The following is a 19,654-nucleotide window of genomic DNA, read 5'->3' on the forward strand; positions in this document are numbered from 1 at the left end:
ACGGGTGCGGATTGCCGGTGCGTCACGCACCACCGTCGGTCACTCGGTGAGCTGTTCGACGTGGTCGATGCGGCTCTGGACGAGCTCCTCGGTGCCGATGTCGTGCCGGACGTGGAAGCCCTCCTCGCCGGCGACCGCGATGGCGTCCTCGGCGATGGCCTCGGCCTCGGCGATGGTGTCGGCGACACCGACGACCGCGAACGACCGCGACGTCGTCGTGTAGAGGCCGTCGTCGCGCTCGTCGACGGAGGCGTAGAACAGGAACGCGTCGCCGTCGTGGTCGGCCGCGGCGGCGGCCGCGCTCTCCTCGTCGACCTCGATACGCGTACCGGCCTGCGGGTCGGTCGGGTAGCCCTCCGGAACGGCGTACTTGCAGACCGTGGCGCGCGACTGGAACTCCAGCTCGGGGATGCGCGAGCCGCCGTCGCGGGCGCCGACGAGCACCTCGTAGAAGTCCGTCTCCAGGATGGGCAGGACGTTCATCGCCTCGGGGTCGCCGAAGCGGGCGTTGAACTCGACGACCTTGACGCCCTCGCTGGTGAGCATGAACTGACCGTACAGCACGCCGCGGTAGTCGTCGAGCGCCTCGACGGTCGACTCGAGCACCTGCAGCGCCTCGAAGCTGTGCAGCTCGGTCATGAACGGGAGCTGGAAGCTCGCGTCGGTGTAGCTCCCCATGCCGCCGGTGTTCGGCCCCTCGTCCCCCTCGTAGGCGCGCTTGTGGTCCTGCACGGCCGGTGTGATGAGCACGTCGTCGCCCGCGACGAGTGCCTGTACCGTGAACTCCTCGCCGACGAGGCGCTCCTCGAGGACGACCTTCTCGTAGTCGGACTCGCGGAGGTACGCCTTTGCCTCCGCCTTGGTGATCTGGTCGCCGGTGACGCGGACGCCCTTGCCACCGGTCAGGCCGGCGGGTTTGACCGCGAGGTCGCCGTCGTACTCGTCGATGTACTCGCAGGCCAGCTCCATGTCGGTGAAGATGGCGTAGTCCGGACAGCCGGGGATGTCGTTGGCCTCCATGAACTCCCGCTGGAACGACTTGTCCGTCTCGATGCGCGCGTCGGCCTGGCGCGGGCCGAACGCGTAGATGCCGGCGTCCTCGAGCGCGTCGACGATGCCCTTCGCGAGGGGCTTCTCCGGCCCGATGACCGAAAGCGTCGCGCCGACCGACTCGGCGTAGTCGACGACTGCGTCGGTGTCGCTCGTATCGAGCGTCTCGAAGCCGTCGGTGAGCGCGGCGATGCCCGGGTTCCGGTTGCCGGCACAGGCGTAGAACTCGAACTCGTCGCGTTCCTCGGAGCGGTCGAGTGCGTGTGCGATGGCGTGTTCGCGGCCGCCGCCGCCGACCAGGAGCACGGTCTCTGTCATACCCGATGACGGTACGCAAGAGAGTGTAATGGTTTCGGTTCGACCGGTTGCAAGTATGCACGTGGGTGGATATACCCATCTCCGCGCCCGGCCCGAGCCGACTGCCGCTACCGCGCGGACAGCCCCGCGCCGAGGGCGATACCGACGCCCATCCCGATTGCGATTCCGAGTGCGATGTTGTCCATCGCGACCCCGAGCGCGACGCCGATTCCAGCACCGAGGGCGATTCCGACGCCCATCATCTGCCCGTCCAGCTCCACGTCGTCGGTTTCGTCCGTCATTGCTCCCGGTACACGGACAGCCGCGAAGTACGCTCCGTTCCTGGAGTCGGACGCTTTTACCCGTCACCGGACCAATGGCAGGGATATGAGCGACCCCACAGCCCGGAACCGACTCGACGAGGAGGCGTCGCCCTACCTGCGTCAGCACGCGGACAACCCCGTCAACTGGCAGCCGTGGGACGACGACGCCCTCCAGGCCGCGAAGGAGCGCGACGTGCCCATCTTCCTCTCCGTCGGCTACTCTGCGTGTCACTGGTGCCACGTCATGGCGGAGGAGAGCTTCGATGACGAGGAGGTCGCCGAGGTGCTGAACGCCGATTTCGTCCCGATCAAGGTCGACCGCGAGGAGCGCCCCGACCTGGACTCCATCTACCAGACCGTGTCGCAACTGGTCTCGGGACGAGGCGGCTGGCCGCTCTCGGTCTGGCTCACGCCCGACGGGAAGCCGTTCTACGTCGGCACGTACTTCCCGCGGGAGCCGCGCCGGAACATGCCCGGCTTCCTGAACCTCCTCGGGAACATCGCGAACTCCTGGAGCCGTGCCGAGGACCGGCGGGAGATGGAGAACCGCGCCGAGCAGTGGACCCGCGCCGCGAAGGACCAGCTCGAGGACGTTCCCTCCGCGGGCGAGGACGCGCCCGACGAGGGCGTGCTGACGGACGCCGCGGACGCCGTCCTCAGGGCCGCGGACCGCGAGCACGGCGGCTTCGGCACCGGCCAGAAGTTCCCGCAGGAGGCCCGCCTGCACCTCCTCCTTCGGGCCTTCGACGCGACGGGCAGGGACGCCTACCGCGACGTGGCCCTGCAGACCCTCGACGCGATGGCCGACGGTGGGCTGTACGACCAGCTCGGCGGGGGGTTCCACCGGTACTGCACCGACCGCGACTGGACCGTGCCGCACTTCGAGAAGATGCTGTACGACAACGCCGAACTCCCGCGCATCTTCCTCGCGGGCTACCAGCTCACCGGCGACGAACGCTACCGGACGGTCACCGAGGAGACCCTCGCGTTCGTCCGGCGCGAGCTGACCCACGACGACGGCGGGTTCTTCGCGACGCTCGACGCGCGCTCGCCCGACGAGGACGGCGAGAACGTGGAGGGGGCGTTCTACGTCTGGACGCCCGACGAGGTCCACGAGGTGCTGGACGACGAGACGGACGCCGACCTGTTCTGTGACCGCTACGGCGTCACGTCGTCCGGGAACTTCGAGCACGGCCAGACCGTGCTGACGGTCGACCGGGGTGTCGAGGAGCTCGCCACGGAGTACGACCTCGACGCGGCGACGGTCCGTGAGCGGCTCGACGAGGCCCGTGAGGCACTGTTCGAGGCCCGCGCCGACCGACCACGCCCCCGGCGCGACGAGAAGGTCCTCGCCGGCTGGAACGGGCTGATGGCGTCCGCGTTCGCCGAGGCCGCACTCGTGCTGGACCCCGAATTCGCCGACGACGCCGCGGACGCACTCGGGTTCGTCCGGGAACATCTCTGGGACGCCGAAGCAGGGAGCCTCTCGCGGCGGTACAAGGACGGCGACGTCAAGGGCGACGCCTTCCTCGAGGACTACGCCTTCCTCGCCCGCGGCGCGTTCGACACCTATCAGGCGACGGGCGACCCGGCGCACCTCGGCTTCGCGGTCGACCTCGCCCGGGTGATCGTCCGCGACTTCTGGGACGCCGACGAGGGGACGGTGTTCTTCACGCCGCGCGACGGCGAGGAGCTGGTCGCCCGTCCGCAGGAGCTCCGGGACCAGTCCACGCCGTCGAGTCTCGGCGTCGCGCTCGACGTGCTCCTCTCGCTCGACGGGTTCGCCCCCGACGAGTCGTTCGACGAGGTGGTCGAGACGACACTCGCGACGCACGGCACCCGGGTCGAGACCAGCCCGCTGGAGTACCCCTCGCTCGCCCTCGTCGCGGACCGGTGGCGTTCGGGCGACGCGGAGCTGACGGTCGCTGCAGGGACCGAGGACCTGCCGCTGCCCGAGGAGTGGCGCGAGACGCTGGGGGAGACCTACGTCCCGCGACGGCTGCTCGCACCGCGCCCCGCGTCCGACGACGAGCTCCAGGGCTGGCTCGACGCGCTCGGGCTCGATTCGGCACCGCCGGTCTGGGCCGAGCGGGCGGCCCGCGACGGCGAACCGACGGTGTACGCCTGCCGTGGCTTCGCCTGCTCGGCGCCGCAGCACGACTTCGAAGCAGCGCTCGACTGGTTCGAGGGAGGAATCTAAATCTCGTCCGCGAGCTGCTCCGCCAGCCAGACCGCGATGGGGCGGTCCTCCTCCTCGACGAACCGGGCGAGCTCCGCGCCGGTCTCGCGGTCCTCGACGACGACCGTCGGGATGTACTCGATGCCGTACTCGGAGACGCCGGGGCCGACCTTCGCGCCGTCCTCGCGCTCGACCGGGTAGTGCTCGACGTGCTCGACCTCGGCCGCCCGGAGAGCCGCGCCGAAGTCCGGCAGCTGGCTCCGGCAGTCCTTGCACCAGTCGCCGCCCCAGACCTTGACGACGATGCGGTCCGCGAGCGCCTCCCAGACCGCGATGGTGTCCTCGTAGGCGTCGGGTGCCCAAGCTGGGTTCGGCCGCATCGTCTCGAGTTCTGCCTCGCTCATACCCCGGCATACCCCGCCGACGGGCAAAACGCTCCCGCTCCTCGCATGGGTTGCCGGCGTCGGGGCGACGGTCCACCGGGGTCGAGTCCCCGGCCACATCTGCCGCCGCCGTCCGCCCCTTAGTCGTCGGGGCCGTACCGAAGCCCGATGAAACGGAGCATACTGGACGCCATCGGCTCGCCGCTGGTGCAGGTGACCTCGCCCCCGGGCGCGACGGTCGCCGCCAAGGTCGAGTCGTTCAACCCCGGCGGCTCCGCCAAGGACCGACCCGCCCGCGAGATGGTCCTCGACGCCGAGCGACGGGGCGAGATCGAACCAGGTGACGGTCTCGTCGAGCCGACAAGCGGGAACACCGGCATCGGCATCGCGATGGTCGGTGCGGCACGCGGATACGACGTGACCATCGTCATGCCGTCCGGCATGTCCGAGGAGCGCAAGGGCATCCTCCGGGCGTACGGAGCCGACATCGAACTCGTCGACGGCGGGATGGTCGACGCGAAGGAGCGCGCCGACCAGATAGAGCAGGAGACCGGCGCGTACCAGCTCCGGCAGTTCGAGAACCCCGCCAACCCGCGGGCACACTACCGGACGACCGCCGAGGAGATCATCGAGCAGGTCGACGGCCGCGAGATAGACGCCCTCGTCGCGGGCATCGGCACCGGCGGCACCATCTCGGGCAACGCCCGCCGATTGAAGGAGGAGTTCCCCGACATGCGCGTCGTCGGCGTGGAACCCGAGGACAACGCGGTCCTGACGACTGGCGAGGCCGGCGACGACGAGTTCCAGGGCATGGGGCCCGGCTTCGTCAGCGACAACCTCGACCGCGACCTGCTCGACGAGGTCCGCACGGTGAACTTCGACGAGGCCGAGGCCGAGTGCCGACGACTCGCCCGCGAGGAGGGCATCTTCGTCGGCCAGTCCTCCGGCGCGTCGTCGCTGAAGGCCCGCGAGGTCGCCGCCGAGATCGCAGAGCCCGGGGCAGACTGTCCCGCGTCGGGGCGGGACGCCGTCGTGCCGGGTGGCGTCGAGACCGACGGCGGCGACTACAGGGACTGCCCGCTCGTGGTGACGGTGTTCTGGGACTCCGGCGAGCGGTACATGTCGGCGGGAACGTTCGACTGAGGGTCAGGTCAGCTCCATATCGTAGACGTCCATTTCGAGGTCGTAGTACGTGCCCGACGCGTGGATGGCGGTCGACTCCGCTCCGTAGAGGTGCTCATCCCGGTACGGTTCGAGTGCGAGTTCGTCGAGGTCCCGCAGTACTGTAATGAATCTCCGCGCACCGTCGTCGGAGCAGGTCTCGGCGTGGACGTGTTCCACCGCGAACCGGACGACGAGCTTCGATTCGTCGGAGAGGTCGGCGTAGTCGGCGACGGCGGTCGTCTCCGAGACGGAATCACCCGCGTTCCAGAGATAGAGCGAGGCTGTCGAGTGGCCCCCGGAGCAGTCGCGGTCCGTTCCAAGCCAGTCGGGTGGGTCCTCGACGGGTTCGAGGGTCTCCACACCGGAACCGCCCCCACCGAGACTCGACAGACAGCCACCGCTCGCGGCCAGTGCTCCGGGGAGGGTGGCGAGGACCTGACGTCGCCTCATACGGCCTGTTTGTCGGCCCGCATACAAAAATCCGGGTGCGGACTCCCCGAACTACTCCTCGTCCCGCACCGCCGACGGCACCCGCTCCCGCAGGAACCCGAGCAGCGTCGCGTCGAACTTCTCTGGGTGCTCCCGCGTCGGCCAGTGGCCGCAGTCCTCGAACACCACGAGCTCCGAGTCGGGAATCCGCTCCGCCGCTAGCCGGGCCCACGCCGCGGGGAACAGCGGGTCGGACTCGCCGTGGACGAGCAGCGTCGGCACGTCGACCTCGCCGAGTCGGTCGGCGAAGTTGGTCCGGGCCCGGCCGTCGGGCGTGATCTCGTTGCGCTGGAAGGCGGTGAACGCCCGGCCAGCACCACGCTGGCTGGCGCGGTCGTTGACCGCCTCGACGAACGCCGAATCGAGCGTCGAGGGGTCGTGGACGACGTTCGCGAGGCCGGTGACGGTGGCGGTCCTGGAGCTCCCGAGCATCGACCAGCCCGTCGCGTTCGCACCGGGGACGTTCGAGAGCGCGTACAGCAGCGGCCCGCCGGGGACGTGCCCGCCGAGCCCGTAGCTGTCGACGAGTCCGAGCGCCCGGACGCAGTCGGGGTTGTCGAGGGTGTAGCCGAGCGCGACCGCCCCGCCCATGGAGATGCCGACGAGGCCGAACTCGTCGAGGCCGACCGACTCGACGAACCCCTCGAAGATCTCGCGGTAGGTGTCGATGGAGGGGTCGGCGACGGGGTCGCTGTCGCCGTACTCGGGCCAGTCCGGGGCGTACACCTGGTACTCCTCGGCGAGGGTCTCGACGGTGTGCCGCCAGGAGAGGTCGGCGTCGTCGACGCCGCCGCCGTGGAGGAGGACGACGGTCGGGCCCTCGGTGCCGGCCCGTCGGTAGTGGATCCGGAGCCCGTCGACGCGGGCGACGCCGTGGCCCGTCATCCGGCGAACTCCTCCTCGCTGACGCGGACGACCATCGTCTCCTCGACCTCGGGCCGGAGGTCGTACGTCGGTAGCTCGCCGTCGACGCGCTGGGCGAACAGCGGCTCGACGGGCTTCGGCGGTCCATCCTCGGGTTCGAGCAGGCCGTAGAGCTTGCAGAACTGGTCGGTGTCGGTGGGCGCGACGGCGTCGTTCCTGACCTGCGTGGCCAGCCCGCGCGAGAGCCACTCCTCGTCGTCGACCGACGGCTCGCGCACGAGCACCTCGTCGACGAACCGGACGATGTACCAGTCGAGGTCGTTCAGCAGCGAGACGGCCGCGCCCAGGCTCACGGTGCGCAGCGCGATGGCGTTCTCGTATGGCTCCCAGAGGTCGTAGGTCGACAGGGCCTCGCGGGAGGTCTCCCGCGAGAGCAGCTCGTACCGGAGGACCACGTCGGACGAGCCGATGAGACAGACGTCGGTCACTGCAGGGCCGTTCGCACCCAGGGGGTTTGTGGATTTCGCTCGGGACGGTGTCAGAACGAGAGTCGCTCTGCCTGTTCGACCGCGGTTCGGGCCCGCTCGCGGAGGTCGTCCGGTTCCTCGCGGGCGACCGTCTCGGCGGAACCGTGGGTCTCGGGCTGGTCGGGGACGACCCGGTTGCAGCCCGCCGGCACCGTCGAGTCGACGAAGGTGCCGATATCGCGGGACTGCGAGACGATGTCCTGCTTGTCCCGGGAGAACAGCGGCCGGTGGACCGGCAGGTCGATGGCGCGCGAGGTGACCGACATGTTCCGGGCGGTCTGGCTCGACTTCTGGCCGAGCGCCTCGCCGGTGACGACGCCGACCGCCCCCGTCTCCTCGGCCACGGCCTCGCCGACCACGAGCAGGAACCGGCGGAACGCGAGCATCCGGCCGGTGCCCATCGTCTCGACGAGTTGCTCGACGACATCGCCCGCGGGCACCCGCCAGAGCTCGAGGTCGGCGTCGGGTACCCGCTCGGCGAGCGTCCGGACGGTCTCGACCGCGCGCGCCTCGTGGTCCGCCCCGCCGTACTCGCCGAGGTCGACGTAGACCGGGACGACGGGACTCCCTCGACGCATCGCCTCGTAGGCAGCGACGGGCGAGTCGATGCCGCCGCTGACGAGCGCGACGAGCGGCTCCTGGGTGCCGTACGGCAGCCCGCCGGGGCCGTCGTACCGGTCACAGAACACGAACGCCTCGTCCTCGCGGAGGTCGACCTCGAAGGTCAGGTCCGGGTCGTCGAGGTCCACCGCGGGCTCGAACGAGTCCGCGACGGCATCCCAGACGGCCTGTCCCCCGGAGCGTTCGAGGTCCTCGCTGGTGTACGGCAGCGACTTGTCGGCCCGGTTGACGCTGACCGCGAACGTGCCACCGTGGTAGACATCGGCGGCCGCGTCGGCCAGTGCGTTCTCGATGGTATCGCGCTCCGACGGCACCGTCACCGCTGGACTCGTCGAGACGACCCCGAAGGCCCGGGCGGCGACCTCGGCTGCCCGCTCGGCCTCGTCGGCCACGCCCCGTACGATGGGCCGGGACCAGCGCCGGTCGACCTCGGCGTCGATGCCCGCCGCGTCGAGCAGCGACTCGACGTGGTCCAGCAGCCGGTGCTCCATGCGCCGCTTGACGTGGGTGCTCTTGACGTTGAGGTCGCCGTGGCGCACGAGGACGGCGTCCGCACCATGCATGGAGGGCGATAGCCGGTCGACGTATAAACCGCCGTCGGAGCGTGTCCGGTCGGGCGTGGGTCCCCGGCGTCCTCAGAAGGTCGTCAGCTCGCCGTCGATGACGCGGCGGGTGATGTCGGTCACGGCGGCCAGCTCGCGGTCGACGATCTCGGTGACCTCGTCCTCGATGTCGGCGACAGCGACGCCGTCGGCGGTGACGACGTGTGCGTCGGCGACGTGGGGCTGGTCGATGGGACGGCCGATCTGGCTCAGGAGGCGGATGCGCAGGTCGCGGATGCCCTCGACCTCGTCGACGACGGACTCCGCGATCTCCGTCGAGAGCAGGTTGTATATCTTCCCGATGTGGTTGACGGGGTTCTTGCCGGAGGTCGCCTCCATCGACATCGACCGGTTCGGCGTGATGAGCCCGTTCGCGCGGTTGCCGCGCCCGACGGAGCCGTCGTCGCCCTGCTCGGCGGAGGTGCCGGTCGTGGTGAGGTAGATGGCGCCCTCCTCGTAGTCGTCGGCGGTGTTGACGTGCACGTCGACGCTACGGTCGGTTATCTCGTGGGCGACCTCGGTGACGAACTCGCGGATGCCCTCGACCTCGTCGACGTAGTCGTCCATCCCCTCGACGTAGCTGTCGACGATGGCGGCGGCGACCGTGATCTCGACGTGGTCGCCCTCGCGCTTGCCCATGATCTTGATGTCCTGGCCGACGGCCGGGTTGTCGGCCGCGTAGGGACCGTTGAGGCGCTGCTCGGCCTCGTGGACGATGCGCTCGGTCTCGGTCAGCGGTGCGTGGCCGACGCCGAAGGAGGTGTCGTTGGCCATCGGGACCGTCGCGCCCTCCTCGCCGAAGACCTCCTGCAGGTCGCCCGAGCCCTCGCCCAGCTTCACGTCGACGATGATGTCGGTGCCGAACTCCAGCTCGGGGAAGTGCTCGCCGAGGTAGTCGCGTGCGGCACGGAGCGCGACCGTCTCGGTCGGGATGTTGTACTCGGTGCCGTCCTCGTCGACGTAGTGCTTCGTCGCGCGCCCCACGACCAGCAGGTAGATGGGTTCGATGACCTCGCCGCCGCCGAACGCCGGCGCCGCGGAGCCGGCGACGAGCTGGGTCTCGTCGGTGTTGTAGTGGAGGACCTTGCCGACGCGGTCGAGGTAGATCTGGGCGAGTGCCTGCGAGACGCTCTCGGCGATGCCGTCGCAGATGGAGTCGGGGTGGCCGAGCCCCTTTCGCTCCACGATCTCGACCTCCTGGTCCTCGACCGCGAAGCGGTCGATGGGTTCCACGCGAATATTGCGCTCTGTCATTGCTCCGAGTTGAGCAGGGCAGGTTCTATAACTTGCGAATCGATTCACGGCCGGAGGAATGCACAGCAGTAATCGTGCGGGTCAGCTGTCGAGCAACAGACCGAGGTACGAGGTCCGGATACCGTCGTCGGCATCGAGGCCCAGCGACTCCAGGACGGCGACCGCCCCGTCGCGGGCAGCGCCGATGTCGTCGGTGTCGACCTCGGTCTCCACCTCGACGAACTCACCGAGTCCGTCGACCTCGTCGAGCGTGACGGTGTAGCCCGACAGCGCGAACCGCCGGCGGCGTTTCCGGACCGTCGCCGCCGGCTCGAAGCTCAGTCCGTCGAGGATGCCCTCCATGGCAGCACGCTCTGCGACCGCGGTCTCGAACTCCTCGCGGGTCTTCGAACTGTCGTCGACGAGCGGGCCCTTGTAGGTCACCTTCGTCGTTCCGCCGTCGGCCGGCCAGTCGAAGTCGGCCCCGACGTCGCCACGGTCGGCCACCTCGTCCAGCGTCACCTCCTGCCGGATGCGCAGGGCCTCGTCCGTCGCTGCGAAATCACGGTGTGGCGCATCGTAGTACACGTCCGTCTGCCCGACGGCGTCGACCGGTTCGGCGTCGAGTTCGTCGAGCCGTCGTCGGACTGTCCCGTGGTCGGCGCGGACCTTCAGTTCGACCTCGTACATGGCTTGCCCGTCACCACGGGGGACAATAGCCCTCCCGACTCCGAGCCGGTGACTCGCGGGTCCAAAACGTGGTTCTTAAATGCCGCGTGGGAGACGTTCCTTGTATGACCGATGACCAAGAGGCCGAGATGGCCGACAACGAGGAGACAGCCGACGTCGAGGACGAGGCCGCCGAGGCCGAGGAGACGACGGAGGAGACCGAGGAAGTAGCTGAGACCGAAGAGACCGAGGGCGGGCTCCAGGACGGCGACTTCGTCAAGCTCGACTACACCGCACGCACCGTCGAGACCGACCGTCTCGTCGACACCACCGACCCCGAGGTCGCCGAGGAGGAAGGCATCGAGGAGGAGGACCGCGAGTTCGAACCGCGCGTCATCGTCCTCGGTGAGGGCCACATGTTCGACGAGGTCGAGGACGAGATCCGCGGCAAGGAGGTCGGCGACTCCGGCACCGTCATCATCCCCGCCGTCGACGCGTTCGGCGAGTACGACGACGAGCAGGTCCGCACCGTCAGCGTCGAGAAGCTCCCCGAGGACTCCCGGCGCCCCGGCGCGCAGGTCCAGGTCGACGGCGAGCAGGGCTTCGTCAACGCCGTCATCGGCGGCCGTGCCCGCGTCGACTTCAACCACCCGCTCGCGGGTGACGACATCGAGTACGAGTACGAGATCGTCGACGTCGTCGACGACCGCGTCGAGAAGGCCAAGGGCCTGATGGAGATGTTCTTCGACGTCGACCTCGAGATGTGGTTCGAGACGGACGAGGTCGAGGAGGAGGTCCAGGTCGAGTCCGACGACGACGACGAGGACGCAGAGCCCGAGTTCGAGACCCAGACCGTCGAGAAGGAGACGCTGTACATCGAGTCCGACCCGCAGCTGCAGATGAACCAGCAGTGGATGTTCGGCAAGCAGCAGGTCGCACAGCAGCTCATGCAGCACCTCGACATCGACCGCGTCATCGTCCAGGAGACCATCTCCGGCGGCATGGGCGGCATGATGGGTGGCATGGGCGGCATGATGGGCGGCATGGGCGGCGGCGCAGGCGGCGCCGACGCGGCCGACATCGAGGAGGCCCTGGAGGAGGCCGACATCGACGCCGACGACATCGAAGCCGACCTCGAGGAGTAGATCGCGACCCGGAGGCGGAACGACTTTTGCGGTGCCGTTTCTCCGCCGGAGCATGGACGAACAGCGACGCGTCGCGGAGTTCGTCGCGACGCACGACATGGAGACGGAGCCCGCGTATCGACTGCTGGACCTCAGCAGCGAGCTGGGGGAGCTGGCGAAGGAGATCTGCGCGTCGACAGCGTACGGCAGCAGGCCGGCGGACGTGGCGGTCTCGGAGGACGAACTTGGCGACGCGTTGTTCGCGCTGCTGGCGCTCGCCGAGGAGCTGGACGTCGACGCGGGCGCAGCGCTCGAGACGTCGCTCGCGAAGTACGAGCGTCGGATCGAGAAGACCGGGGACGCGGGGTCCGGGCAGTAGGTGAGCGCTAGCGGCGGTACCAGTCCTTCAGCGTGTCGAACACCAGCTTCGCGTCGCCGAGCCGGAGCATCTTGGCCAGCTCGAGCTTGTTCCCCTGGTTCGCCTCGGTGAGGTCCTCGGCCGACCTCCGCGAGAGGTCGTCCATCAGGTCGTCGTAGCGCTGGTTCGAGGCGCGGTAGAGCAGCTCGGTCATGAACAGCCGGGTCTTGACCTTCGGGGCGACGCGGTCGTGCCAGAGCTGGTCGTAGATGGCCATCTCGGAGGCGCTGGTGTCGCGTTCACTGTGGGTCAGCACGCGGTCGGCGACCGCCGCCGCCGCGCGGCCGGAGCGCATGCACTTGTCGATGCCCTCTCCCCAGAGCGGGTCGACCGTCGGGACGGTGTCGCCGATGGCCATGAAGCTGTCCGTGCTCATCTTGCCGGGGAGCTGGATGTGCGCCGAGCCGCGGTGCTGCTCGCCCTCGATGCGGGTCGCGTTCTGGAGTCGCGGGTCCTTCTCCTCCCAGTACGAGAGGTAGTCGTCGATGCTGAACCCCTCCTTCGCGTTCTCCTGGTGGGCGGCGTTCTGGATGTAGCAGACGCCGACCTTCGCGGTGTCGCCGCCGGTGTGGAAGATCCACGAGTAGCCGCCCGGCGCGAGGTCGTGGTCGAGCCGCAGCATCATCGCGTCGGTCAGGTCGGCGTAGCCGCCCGCGTTCACGTCGACGCCCTCCATCTCGAACTCGACGCCGATCGCCTGTCGCTCGCGCTTGAGGTCCACGACGTCGAGCGCCTTCGCGAGCGGCGCGCTCGGGCCCGTGGCGTCGATGATGATCTCGCCGTACACCTCCTCGTCGCCGTTGTAGCGGACGCCGACCGGCTCGCCGCCCTCGACGATGGGCTTCGAGACGCGGGCGTCGAAGATGTACTCCGCGCCGTCGTCGCGCGAGTCCTCGACGAGCCAGCGCTTGTAGTCGGCGAACTCGAGCACGGCGCCGGGCTGATGGCGCGCGTAGTAGTGGTTCGGCGACTCCAGGACCACCTCGTCGGTGAAGTTCATCACGACCTCGTCCGGGATGTTGAAGTCGGACATCGTCGACGGGAACGTCCCGGCGGTCGACTTGTTGCTCCGGCTCGGGAACTCGTCCTCACCCTCCGTCTCGAGCACGACCACGTCGTACCCCCGTGCGGCGAGGTCCCGGGCGGCTTGCCCACCAGCAGGCCCGGCACCAGCGATGACCGCGTCGTATGTTTCAGTCATGGTAGAGTAGACAGCGTCGCAGTGTTCGGTGAACGCCGTTGTCCCTACATTCGAATCCGGAGTGTAATTCTTTCTGATTCGTGTCCGCCGGGTGAACAGGTGAACGAACCGACAGGAGAGCCTACGCGATGTCGCGACTGGTGTCGATTGCGACCTCGTCCGCGAGTTCGAGCTTGACCGTCTCGACGAGGGCGGTGCCACCCCGGAACTTCGGCACGGAGAGGCGGTTCTCGAGCTCCGCCCCGCGGACCTGGGTCTCCAGGGCGAACACCACGTCGGCCATGTGCTTCGTCGTGTCCCTGTTCGTGGGGATGTGGTGACCGTCGAGGCAGTGCATGAACGCGATGGAGCCGGTGTTGACCATGTGGGTCTGGAGCTCGGTCATGAAGCTCCGGTAGCGGTTCCGGTCGCCGCGTTCGAGCACGTCGGCGGTGTCGATGATGAGGTTCGCGCCCTCGGGCAGCGCGCGGATCAGTCGGTTCGCCTGGTCGAGCGGCTCCGACCCGGAGATGTCCCGGACCGTCGGCGAGCCGACGGGCGCGTTGGTGTTCTCGATGGCGTCGCGGACGGCCTGGTCGGACCGTTCGGTCGTCAGGTAGAGCGTTCCCCGGGCGGCGGTCAGTTCGTAGAGCAGTAGCTCGGACTGGCTCGCCGGAGATGCGGTGAACGCGACGATGGAGCCCGGGGGAAGTCCACCGTTCAGCTTCCGGTCCAGAACGTCGATTCCAGTCTCTAACCGACCGGCCATGTACGTCCTTCGTTAGCCGGCCCTGCCTAAATAACTGTTTGCCTCCGGAGGCGTTCGGCGACCCGGTCGTAGGCGCTCCACACCGCGGGATCCGAGAGGGGGTCGGTCGCCCCGGGGACCGTTCCGAGGACCGGCGCCTCCAGGAATCGCTCGACACCGTCGGGACGTGTACGGCTCCGGACGAGGACCACACCGACGACAGTCACGCCGAGCTCCCGGGCGATGGCGCCCGTCTTGGCCGCGTCTCGGAGCGCCTGCGGCGTCCCGTCCGCCACGAGAAGCGCGTGGTCGGCCACCCGGAGCGGGGCGACCGCGTCCGGCCCCGCTCCGGCGGGCGTGTCGACGACGGTCGGTCGGTCCCGAAGCCGGCCGAGCGCCGACGCCACGGTGGAGCCGTCCGCCGCACGCGGCGCGGCGACGACCCGTACCCCGGGGATCGTCGCGACGGGCTGTTCCGGCACCCGCTCGCCGTCGAGCACCGCGGCGAGCGACGGGTCCCGGTCACAGCCAGCGAGCGCGTGCAGGTCGGGCATCTCGCAGTCGGTGTCGACGGCCCGGACTGGGCGGCCGTCGCGGGCGAGCGCCCCCGCCAGCCCGAGCGTCGTCGTCGTCTTCCCCACGCCTCCCTTGCCGCCGGCGACTGCGAGCATGCCCACTCTGGCCGCGGCATCCCACTTGAACCCCGGCCGCCACGACCGAAACCAGTTTGCCGCCCCCCGCCGTGGCTCCTGCCGTGTACGTCCACGTCAACGCCGCGACGAGCGCGGACGGGAAGCTCGCCTCGCGAGAGCGCAGCCAGCTCCGCATCAGCGGCCCCGCGGACTTCGACCGCGTCGACGCAATCAGGGCCGAGAGCGACGCCGTCGCGGTCGGCGTCGGCACCGTCCTGGCCGACGACCCATCGCTGACGGTCAAGGACGAGGACCGCGTCGCAGGACGCGAGGCCGACGGGCTGTCCCCGCATCCAGCACGGGTCGTCTTCGATTCGCGGGGGCGGACGCCGACCGACGCCGCCGTCCTCGACGGCGCAGCGACGACGTACGTGCTCGTCGCCGAGAGCGCGTCCGTGGAACACCGGGAGGCACTCGCGGCGGCCGGCGCCGAGGTCGTCGTCGCCGGTACCGACCGCGTCGACCCCGCCGCGGGCGTCGCCGCACTCGCCGACCGCGGCGTCGACCGCCTGCTGGTCGAGGGCGGCGGCGAGCTCATCTTCTCGCTGTTCGAGGCCGGCCTGGTCGACGAGCTCACCGTCTACGTCGGTGCGATGGTCGTCGGTGGCCGCGACGCACCGACGCTCGCCGACGGCGACGGGTTCGTGGACTCCTTCCCCGGGCTGTCGCTAGAGAGCGTCGAGCGACTCGACGACGGCGTGCTCCTGGGGTGGGGCGTCGAGGGGCGCTCCGACGGTGGCACCGACGCGTAGCTTGCGAGGGCACCGCCGCCGTCAGTCCGCCTCGAACACCGCCTCGAGGAACTCGTTCACCCGCCCGGCGTCGATGCCCCGGACCGCGTGCTCGGCGGGCGGGATCTCCGCCGGGAGCGCCAGCGAACCGTCGGTGAACAGGTCAGGGACCGACTCGTCACCGCGGCCCGCCCGTTTGCGTTCGACGAGCAGCCTGGCGCGGTCGAGCACGTCGTCGTCGAGCCGGTCCGTCGAATCGCACTCGTCGAGGAACGCCGGGAAGTCGAGCGTCGGGAACTCGTGGGTGTCGCGGACGAACCGGGCGTAGAGCGCGGCCCTGACGAGGTACGTCGTCCGGTCGACGGTCGGGTCCCACTCGCCCAGCTCGTACCGGTCGTCGTCCTTCGGGATACGAGTGCGACCCCTCGACGGCGGCGCCGCCAATCCCTCGCCGTCGTCCGGCGCACAGACCCATTCCTCGTCGGTCTCGCCGACGACGAGGTACGCGGGCTCGCCGTCACGGAGGAGTCGACGCTGGCAGTACTTCCGGAACTGGCGGTCCGCGAACGAGCGGTAGTGGTGGTAGAGCCGGATGGGCTCGAACTCCGACCCCACGTCTGTCTCCAGCGCGGCGAGGGGATCGCAGGTCCGGTACCGGAGCGGCGAGTGGAGGAACTCCAGCGTGGCCGGGTTCGAATCCACCAGCAGCTCCCCGAACCGGCGGACGTTCCAGGCCGTCACCTCGACGTCCGCGGTGTCGTAGTGGACCGTGGGAACGTACTCCCCGAGCGTCGCGTAGTGCACGAGCGGCTGGCGGAACAGCACGGTGACGTCGTAGTCGCTCCCGGGGTGGGAGAGACCCCACGCACGGCTCCCGACGTCCCGAGCCGCGACGACGGTGCAGTCGTGGTCGGCCTCGAGCGCCGCGATGGCGTCGGCGAGGGCGGACGGCGGAGCGACGACGCGGTGGTCGGTCGGGGCTGGACTCATGTCTGCTGCTGGTCGTTCCGGTGTGAAAAGCGTCCGTCGGGTGTGAGAGCTCGTCGCAGGGTCGCCGTCTCAGTGCTGGTGGCCGGTCGCCTCGCCGAAGGTGACGCCGAAGCGCTCCTCGAACAGGTCCATCGCCTTGCCCTCGACGGCGTCGATCTCCGGGCTGCCGCCCTCGCCGTGGTGGGCGAGGTGGTGTGCGCGGGAGGCGAACGAGAGCAGTGTGATGTCGGCGACGACCTCGGCGGGGGACTGGCCCTGCTCGGCGAGCATGTCGATGAGGTCCGCGGGGAGCTCGACCTCGTCTGCGTCGTCGTCGGATTCGATGGCGAACGTGATAGTCTCGACGTCGTCTGACATAGTTCGGGATTCGTTGGCAGGCATAAACCTCTGTGGGTTCAGAACTCCGAGACGGTTCGACGTGGGCCGTGACGCACGTCGACGTCCCCGAACACGAACCGCGCACCGCCCGCGTCGCTCTCCGCCACGGAGACGGTCCAGCCGTGGCCCTCGGCGACCGTCTCCACGATTGCCAGCCCGAAGCCCGTGCCGTCGTCGCTGGTCGTGAAGCCGCGGTCGAACACCGACGCCCGCTCGTCCGTGGGGATGCCGGGCCCGTCGTCGGAGACGGCGAAGCCGCCCGATGTCGATTCGACGGTCACGGTGACGTCCTCGCGGCCGTGTTCGACCGCGTTCCGGAACAGGTTCTCGAACACCGTCTGGAGCCGCCCCGGGTCGGCGGTCACCGTCGCGTCGTCGTCGACGACCAGCGTCGCGTCAGCCGTCGGCAGCGACCGCCACGCCCGCGTCGCCGTCTGGACGAGCGACACCTGCTCCGGCTCGCCGACCGCCTGGCCCTCCCGTGCCAGCGTCAGCACCTCGCCGATGAGGCGGTCCATCCGCTCGACGGCCCGGTCGACCTCGTCCAGATAGCTCGTGTCGCCGGTCTCGCGGGCGAGCTCGACGTTGCCGGAGATGATCGACAGCGGGCCCCGCAGGTCGTGGCTGACGACGCTGGTGAACTGGTCGAGCCGCTCGTTCCGGCGTTCGAGCTCCCGGTGCTTGCTCGCCCGGTCGAGGGCCACGCCGACGTTCCGTGCGAGCAGTGTGAGCAGCTCGACGGTCTCCTCGCCGACGTCCCCGGCGTGCGGGACCGACGTACCCAGCAGGCCGAACTCGCCGACCGGGACGAGCAAAACCGACGAGAGCGGGAGGTCGGGGAACGCCCGGTCGGGTCGTGCGGCGTAGTCCTTGACGAGTGTCCGCTCGCCGGACTCGAAGGTGGACATCTCGAGCGTGTCCGTCGGTACCGGACGGAGTTCCAGGTCCTCGTAGCCGGCGAGCACCCGTGCTGCATCGCTGCCCGCGATCGGGACGAGCCGCTCGCCGTCGTCCTGTGCCAGCCAGAGCGTGACGAACGGCTGGTCGAAGACGCAGTTCGCGACGTCGATGGCGGTCTTGGCGATGACGCTCGTCCGCTCGGTGGCGAAGAGGTCCTGCGTCGCCTCGTTCAGCGCGGCGAGCTGGTCCTCGTGGCTCAGCCCGTGGTCGCCCTCGCGAACGACCACCACCGTCTCACCGGTCGTCGATCTGACGAAGGTCAGCTGGTACTCCTGCTCCTCGCCGTCGTCGTCGAACTCCCGGACGGTCCCGAACCAGCGGCCTGTGCGCTCGACAGCGCTCAGCCCGTCGGCGACACAGTCGTGGTGGCTCGACGGTAGGCACTCCCGCCACCGCTCGTCGAGCAGTTCGACCGGGTCGTCGTGGCCGTAGAGGCTCGCGTACTCACCGTTCGCGAAGACGTGCCGGCCGCCTTCGTCGAACACTGCGACGCCCACCCTGGTCGACGACCGGACCCCATCCCCACTGGCGTCCATTCGAACGTGTAGACTTGCCGAAGGAATATAAAACCGCTAGCGTAGCATTCAGGGTCTCAGTCGTCCGCTTCGGCGGCCGTCTCCGCCGTCGCGTCGACGGTCCGCGCCTGCTCCTCCAGGTAGTCGTCGGCGTCCAGCGCGGCCTTACAGCCCATGCCGGCGGCGGTGACGGCCTGCTGGTAGTGGTAGTCGACGACGTCGCCGGCGCCGAAGATGCCCTCGACGCCGGTCTCGGTCTGGCCGCCGCCGAAGCCGCCGACGGTCTTGAGGTAGCCCTCCTCGTCCATCTCGACGCCGGTGCCCTCCAGGTAGCCCGTGTTCGGCGTGTGGCCGATGGCGTAGAACACCGCACCGACGTCCTTCGCGTACTCCGTGGTGTCCGGGTCGTCGAGCTTCTCCGTCGGGTGTCCCTCGGGGTGCTCGACGAGCGTCACGTGGTCGACGCCGTCCGCCTGGCTGCCGTGGATCTCGGTCAGCTCGGTGTTCCAGAGGATCTCGACGTCTCCCTGTTCGACCTTGTCCATGATGCGGTCGATCCAGACGTCCTCGGCGCGGAACTCGTCGCGCCGGTGGGCGATGTAGACGGTGTCGGCGAACTTGGTGAGGAAGTTCGCCTCCTCCATCGCGGCGTCGCCGCCGCCGACGACGAGCATGTCCTCGCCGCGGAAGAACGCGCCGTCGCAGGTCGCACACGTCGAGAGCCCGTACCCCATCAGCTCGTCCTCACCGGGGACGCCGAGGGTGCGGGCGGACGCGCCCGAGGCCGCGATGACCGCGTCGGCGGTGTAGACGTCGCCGTCGGTGAGCTCGACGCGGAACGGTCGCGAGGAGGCATCGACGTCCGCGATGATGCCGTTCCGGGTGTCGGCACCGAACTTCTTGGCCTGCTCCTTCATGTTGTTGATGAGGTCCGGCCCGGAGATCCCCTCGGGGAAGCCGGGGTAGTTCTCCACGTCCGTCGTCAGGGTGAGCTGCCCGCCCGGCTCGTCGCCCTCGACGACGAGGGGTTCGTTGTTCGACCGCGCCGCGTAGATGGCGGCCGTGAGACCGGCGATGCCGGTGCCGGCGATGAGCATCTTGCGGTGCTCGACGACGTCGTCGGTGTCGTCACAGACCTCCGCGGTGTCTTCGCCGCCGTCGGTCACCTCGGCCAGTCCGAGCAGCTCGTCGAGTTCGCCCTGCTTCTCGAGCTCGCAGGTGTCGTCCCAGCCACCGATCAGCTGGTCGTCGATGAACACCTCGGGCGCGGTCTTGCGGCCGTCCGCACGCTCGACCATCTCGTCGAACAGCTCCTCGTCGCCGGTCACGTTGTACAGCTCGTACTCCACACCTTTCTCGTCGAAGAGGTCCTTCGCCTTCTCGCAGTACGGGCAGTTCTCCTTCGTGTATATCTCTACGTGCGGCGTGTCTGTCATGGACAGAGATAGCCCTCGTAGGTGTTTTATATTTGCGTTGTCCGACGCACCTGTTGCACACCCGGCATGTGATGACGAACC

At 69.3% G+C, this 19,654-nt stretch carries 21 protein-coding genes; 5 read left to right on the plus strand and 16 right to left on the minus strand.

Going from position 1 to position 19,654, the window contains the following annotated elements; genetic code table 11:
* Positions 1–39: 39 nt before the first annotated feature.
* Positions 40–1,368: a phosphoribosylamine--glycine ligase gene (gene purD / locus ACSG06_RS08970; RefSeq protein ID WP_440989921.1), complete on the minus strand. Its 1,329-nt coding sequence runs from the start codon at positions 1,366–1,368 to the stop codon at positions 40–42.
* Positions 1,369–1,475: 107 nt separating this feature from the next.
* A complete protein-coding gene (locus ACSG06_RS08975; RefSeq protein ID WP_440989922.1) occupies positions 1,476–1,649 on the minus strand; it encodes a glycine zipper domain-containing protein in 174 nt (57 codons plus the stop codon).
* Between the two features lie 85 nt (positions 1,650–1,734).
* Here ACSG06_RS08975 and ACSG06_RS08980 point away from each other — a divergent pair, with 85 nt between their 5' ends.
* Complete coding sequence (locus ACSG06_RS08980; protein ID WP_440989923.1) at positions 1,735–3,870, plus strand: thioredoxin domain-containing protein; 2,136 nt, start codon at positions 1,735–1,737, stop codon at positions 3,868–3,870.
* Here the strand turns inward: ACSG06_RS08980 and ACSG06_RS08985 are convergent.
* Complete coding sequence (locus tag ACSG06_RS08985; RefSeq protein ID WP_440989924.1) at positions 3,867–4,253, minus strand: TlpA family protein disulfide reductase; 387 nt, start codon at positions 4,251–4,253, stop codon at positions 3,867–3,869. The genes ACSG06_RS08980 and ACSG06_RS08985 overlap by 4 nt on opposite strands.
* A 147-nt stretch (positions 4,254–4,400) precedes the next feature.
* On the opposite strand from ACSG06_RS08985, the gene ACSG06_RS08990 reads away from it, so the two are divergent.
* Positions 4,401–5,375, plus strand: coding sequence for a PLP-dependent cysteine synthase family protein (locus ACSG06_RS08990; RefSeq protein ID WP_440989925.1), 975 nt, complete (start codon positions 4,401–4,403; stop codon positions 5,373–5,375).
* Between the two features lie 3 nt (positions 5,376–5,378).
* Here the strand turns inward: ACSG06_RS08990 and ACSG06_RS08995 are convergent, their stop codons facing one another.
* From ACSG06_RS08995 to cyaB, 6 genes are all read right to left on the minus strand, one after another.
* Entirely contained in the window at positions 5,379–5,846 is a 468-nt protein-coding gene (locus ACSG06_RS08995; protein ID WP_440989926.1) for a hypothetical protein, read from the minus strand.
* A gap of 51 nt (positions 5,847–5,897) precedes the next feature.
* On the minus strand, positions 5,898–6,770 hold the full coding sequence (locus tag ACSG06_RS09000) for an alpha/beta fold hydrolase (protein ID WP_440989927.1): 873 nt from the start codon (positions 6,768–6,770) through the stop codon (positions 5,898–5,900).
* Positions 6,767–7,237 (minus strand): DUF5804 family protein, encoded by a 471-nt coding sequence (locus ACSG06_RS09005; protein WP_440989928.1) that lies wholly within the window; start codon positions 7,235–7,237, stop codon positions 6,767–6,769. The genes ACSG06_RS09000 and ACSG06_RS09005 overlap by 4 nt, the downstream gene beginning before the upstream one ends.
* Before the next feature lie 50 nt (positions 7,238–7,287).
* Positions 7,288–8,460, minus strand: coding sequence for a tRNA sulfurtransferase (locus ACSG06_RS09010; protein ID WP_440989929.1), 1,173 nt, complete (start codon positions 8,458–8,460; stop codon positions 7,288–7,290).
* Between the two features lie 72 nt (positions 8,461–8,532).
* Positions 8,533–9,753 (minus strand): methionine adenosyltransferase, encoded by a 1,221-nt coding sequence (locus ACSG06_RS09015; RefSeq protein WP_440989930.1) that lies wholly within the window; start codon positions 9,751–9,753, stop codon positions 8,533–8,535.
* 81 nt (positions 9,754–9,834) lie between these two features.
* A complete protein-coding gene (gene cyaB / locus ACSG06_RS09020; RefSeq protein ID WP_440989931.1) occupies positions 9,835–10,422 on the minus strand; it encodes a class IV adenylate cyclase in 588 nt (195 codons plus the stop codon).
* Positions 10,423–10,526: 104 nt separating this feature from the next.
* Here cyaB and ACSG06_RS09025 point away from each other — a divergent pair, with 104 nt between their 5' ends.
* Together ACSG06_RS09025 and ACSG06_RS09030 are read left to right on the plus strand one after the other, a co-directional pair.
* Positions 10,527–11,546, plus strand: a complete 1,020-nt coding sequence (locus ACSG06_RS09025; RefSeq protein WP_440989932.1) for an FKBP-type peptidyl-prolyl cis-trans isomerase — start codon at positions 10,527–10,529, stop codon at positions 11,544–11,546.
* Between the two features lie 52 nt (positions 11,547–11,598).
* Positions 11,599–11,904, plus strand: a complete 306-nt coding sequence (locus ACSG06_RS09030; RefSeq protein ID WP_440989933.1) for a MazG-like family protein — start codon at positions 11,599–11,601, stop codon at positions 11,902–11,904.
* A 7-nt stretch (positions 11,905–11,911) separates the two neighbouring features.
* Here ACSG06_RS09030 and ACSG06_RS09035 read toward each other — a convergent pair whose 3' ends face one another.
* From ACSG06_RS09035 to ACSG06_RS09045, 3 genes are all read right to left on the minus strand, one after another.
* A complete protein-coding gene (locus ACSG06_RS09035; protein WP_440989934.1) occupies positions 11,912–13,144 on the minus strand; it encodes a digeranylgeranylglycerophospholipid reductase in 1,233 nt (410 codons plus the stop codon).
* Between the two features lie 121 nt (positions 13,145–13,265).
* Positions 13,266–13,892, minus strand: a complete 627-nt coding sequence (locus ACSG06_RS09040; RefSeq protein WP_440989935.1) for an RAD55 family ATPase — start codon at positions 13,890–13,892, stop codon at positions 13,266–13,268.
* Positions 13,893–13,918: 26 nt separating this feature from the next.
* Complete coding sequence (locus ACSG06_RS09045; protein WP_440989936.1) at positions 13,919–14,542, minus strand: MinD/ParA family ATP-binding protein; 624 nt, start codon at positions 14,540–14,542, stop codon at positions 13,919–13,921.
* 83 nt (positions 14,543–14,625) lie between these two features.
* On the opposite strand from ACSG06_RS09045, the gene ACSG06_RS09050 reads away from it, so the two are divergent.
* Positions 14,626–15,315 (plus strand): 2,5-diamino-6-(ribosylamino)-4(3H)-pyrimidinone 5'-phosphate reductase, encoded by a 690-nt coding sequence (locus ACSG06_RS09050; protein WP_440989937.1) that lies wholly within the window; start codon positions 14,626–14,628, stop codon positions 15,313–15,315.
* 21 nt (positions 15,316–15,336) lie between these two features.
* On the opposite strand, the gene ACSG06_RS09055 is transcribed toward ACSG06_RS09050, so the two are convergent.
* The 4 genes from ACSG06_RS09055 to grxC all read right to left on the minus strand — a co-directional run bounded on the left by ACSG06_RS09055 (position 15,337) and on the right by grxC (position 19,573).
* Positions 15,337–16,284: a DNA polymerase beta superfamily protein gene (locus ACSG06_RS09055; protein ID WP_440989938.1), complete on the minus strand. Its 948-nt coding sequence runs from the start codon at positions 16,282–16,284 to the stop codon at positions 15,337–15,339.
* Between the two features lie 69 nt (positions 16,285–16,353).
* Positions 16,354–16,641, minus strand: a complete 288-nt coding sequence (locus tag ACSG06_RS09060) for a DUF7545 family protein (protein ID WP_440989939.1) — start codon at positions 16,639–16,641, stop codon at positions 16,354–16,356.
* Between the two features lie 38 nt (positions 16,642–16,679).
* Positions 16,680–18,158: an ATP-binding protein gene (locus ACSG06_RS09065; protein ID WP_440989940.1), complete on the minus strand. Its 1,479-nt coding sequence runs from the start codon at positions 18,156–18,158 to the stop codon at positions 16,680–16,682.
* Between the two features lie 56 nt (positions 18,159–18,214).
* Positions 18,215–19,573 carry a glutaredoxin 3 gene (gene grxC / locus ACSG06_RS09070; protein WP_440989941.1) on the minus strand — a complete coding sequence of 453 codons (1,359 nt, stop codon included), beginning with the start codon at positions 19,571–19,573 and terminating at the stop codon, positions 18,215–18,217.
* Between the last annotated feature and the right edge of the window lie 81 nt (positions 19,574–19,654).

Source organism: Haloarchaeobius baliensis, from assembly GCF_052060055.1.
Classification (GTDB): domain Archaea; phylum Halobacteriota; class Halobacteria; order Halobacteriales; family Natrialbaceae; genus Haloarchaeobius; species Haloarchaeobius baliensis.

Excerpts from the sequence above, each read along its gene's own strand:
- purD (WP_440989921.1), bottom strand. The coding sequence starts at position 1,368 with ATGACAGAGACCGTGCTCCTGGTCGGCGGCGGCGGCCGCGAACACGCC.
- ACSG06_RS08975 (WP_440989922.1), bottom strand. The coding sequence starts at position 1,649 with ATGACGGACGAAACCGACGACGTGGAGCTGGACGGGCAGATGATGGGC.
- ACSG06_RS08980 (WP_440989923.1), top strand. The coding sequence starts at position 1,735 with ATGAGCGACCCCACAGCCCGGAACCGACTCGACGAGGAGGCGTCGCCC.
- ACSG06_RS08985 (WP_440989924.1), bottom strand. The coding sequence starts at position 4,253 with ATGAGCGAGGCAGAACTCGAGACGATGCGGCCGAACCCAGCTTGGGCA.
- ACSG06_RS08990 (WP_440989925.1), top strand. The coding sequence starts at position 4,401 with ATGAAACGGAGCATACTGGACGCCATCGGCTCGCCGCTGGTGCAGGTG.
- ACSG06_RS08995 (WP_440989926.1), bottom strand. The coding sequence starts at position 5,846 with ATGAGGCGACGTCAGGTCCTCGCCACCCTCCCCGGAGCACTGGCCGCG.
- ACSG06_RS09000 (WP_440989927.1), bottom strand. The coding sequence starts at position 6,770 with ATGACGGGCCACGGCGTCGCCCGCGTCGACGGGCTCCGGATCCACTAC.
- ACSG06_RS09010 (WP_440989929.1), bottom strand. The coding sequence starts at position 8,460 with ATGCATGGTGCGGACGCCGTCCTCGTGCGCCACGGCGACCTCAACGTC.
- ACSG06_RS09015 (WP_440989930.1), bottom strand. The coding sequence starts at position 9,753 with ATGACAGAGCGCAATATTCGCGTGGAACCCATCGACCGCTTCGCGGTC.
- cyaB (WP_440989931.1), bottom strand. The coding sequence starts at position 10,422 with ATGTACGAGGTCGAACTGAAGGTCCGCGCCGACCACGGGACAGTCCGA.
- ACSG06_RS09025 (WP_440989932.1), top strand. The coding sequence starts at position 10,527 with ATGACCGATGACCAAGAGGCCGAGATGGCCGACAACGAGGAGACAGCC.
- ACSG06_RS09030 (WP_440989933.1), top strand. The coding sequence starts at position 11,599 with ATGGACGAACAGCGACGCGTCGCGGAGTTCGTCGCGACGCACGACATG.
- ACSG06_RS09035 (WP_440989934.1), bottom strand. The coding sequence starts at position 13,144 with ATGACTGAAACATACGACGCGGTCATCGCTGGTGCCGGGCCTGCTGGT.
- ACSG06_RS09040 (WP_440989935.1), bottom strand. The coding sequence starts at position 13,892 with ATGGCCGGTCGGTTAGAGACTGGAATCGACGTTCTGGACCGGAAGCTG.
- ACSG06_RS09045 (WP_440989936.1), bottom strand. The coding sequence starts at position 14,542 with ATGCTCGCAGTCGCCGGCGGCAAGGGAGGCGTGGGGAAGACGACGACG.
- ACSG06_RS09055 (WP_440989938.1), bottom strand. The coding sequence starts at position 16,284 with ATGAGTCCAGCCCCGACCGACCACCGCGTCGTCGCTCCGCCGTCCGCC.
- ACSG06_RS09060 (WP_440989939.1), bottom strand. The coding sequence starts at position 16,641 with ATGTCAGACGACGTCGAGACTATCACGTTCGCCATCGAATCCGACGAC.
- ACSG06_RS09065 (WP_440989940.1), bottom strand. The coding sequence starts at position 18,158 with ATGGACGCCAGTGGGGATGGGGTCCGGTCGTCGACCAGGGTGGGCGTC.
- grxC (WP_440989941.1), bottom strand. The coding sequence starts at position 19,573 with ATGACAGACACGCCGCACGTAGAGATATACACGAAGGAGAACTGCCCG.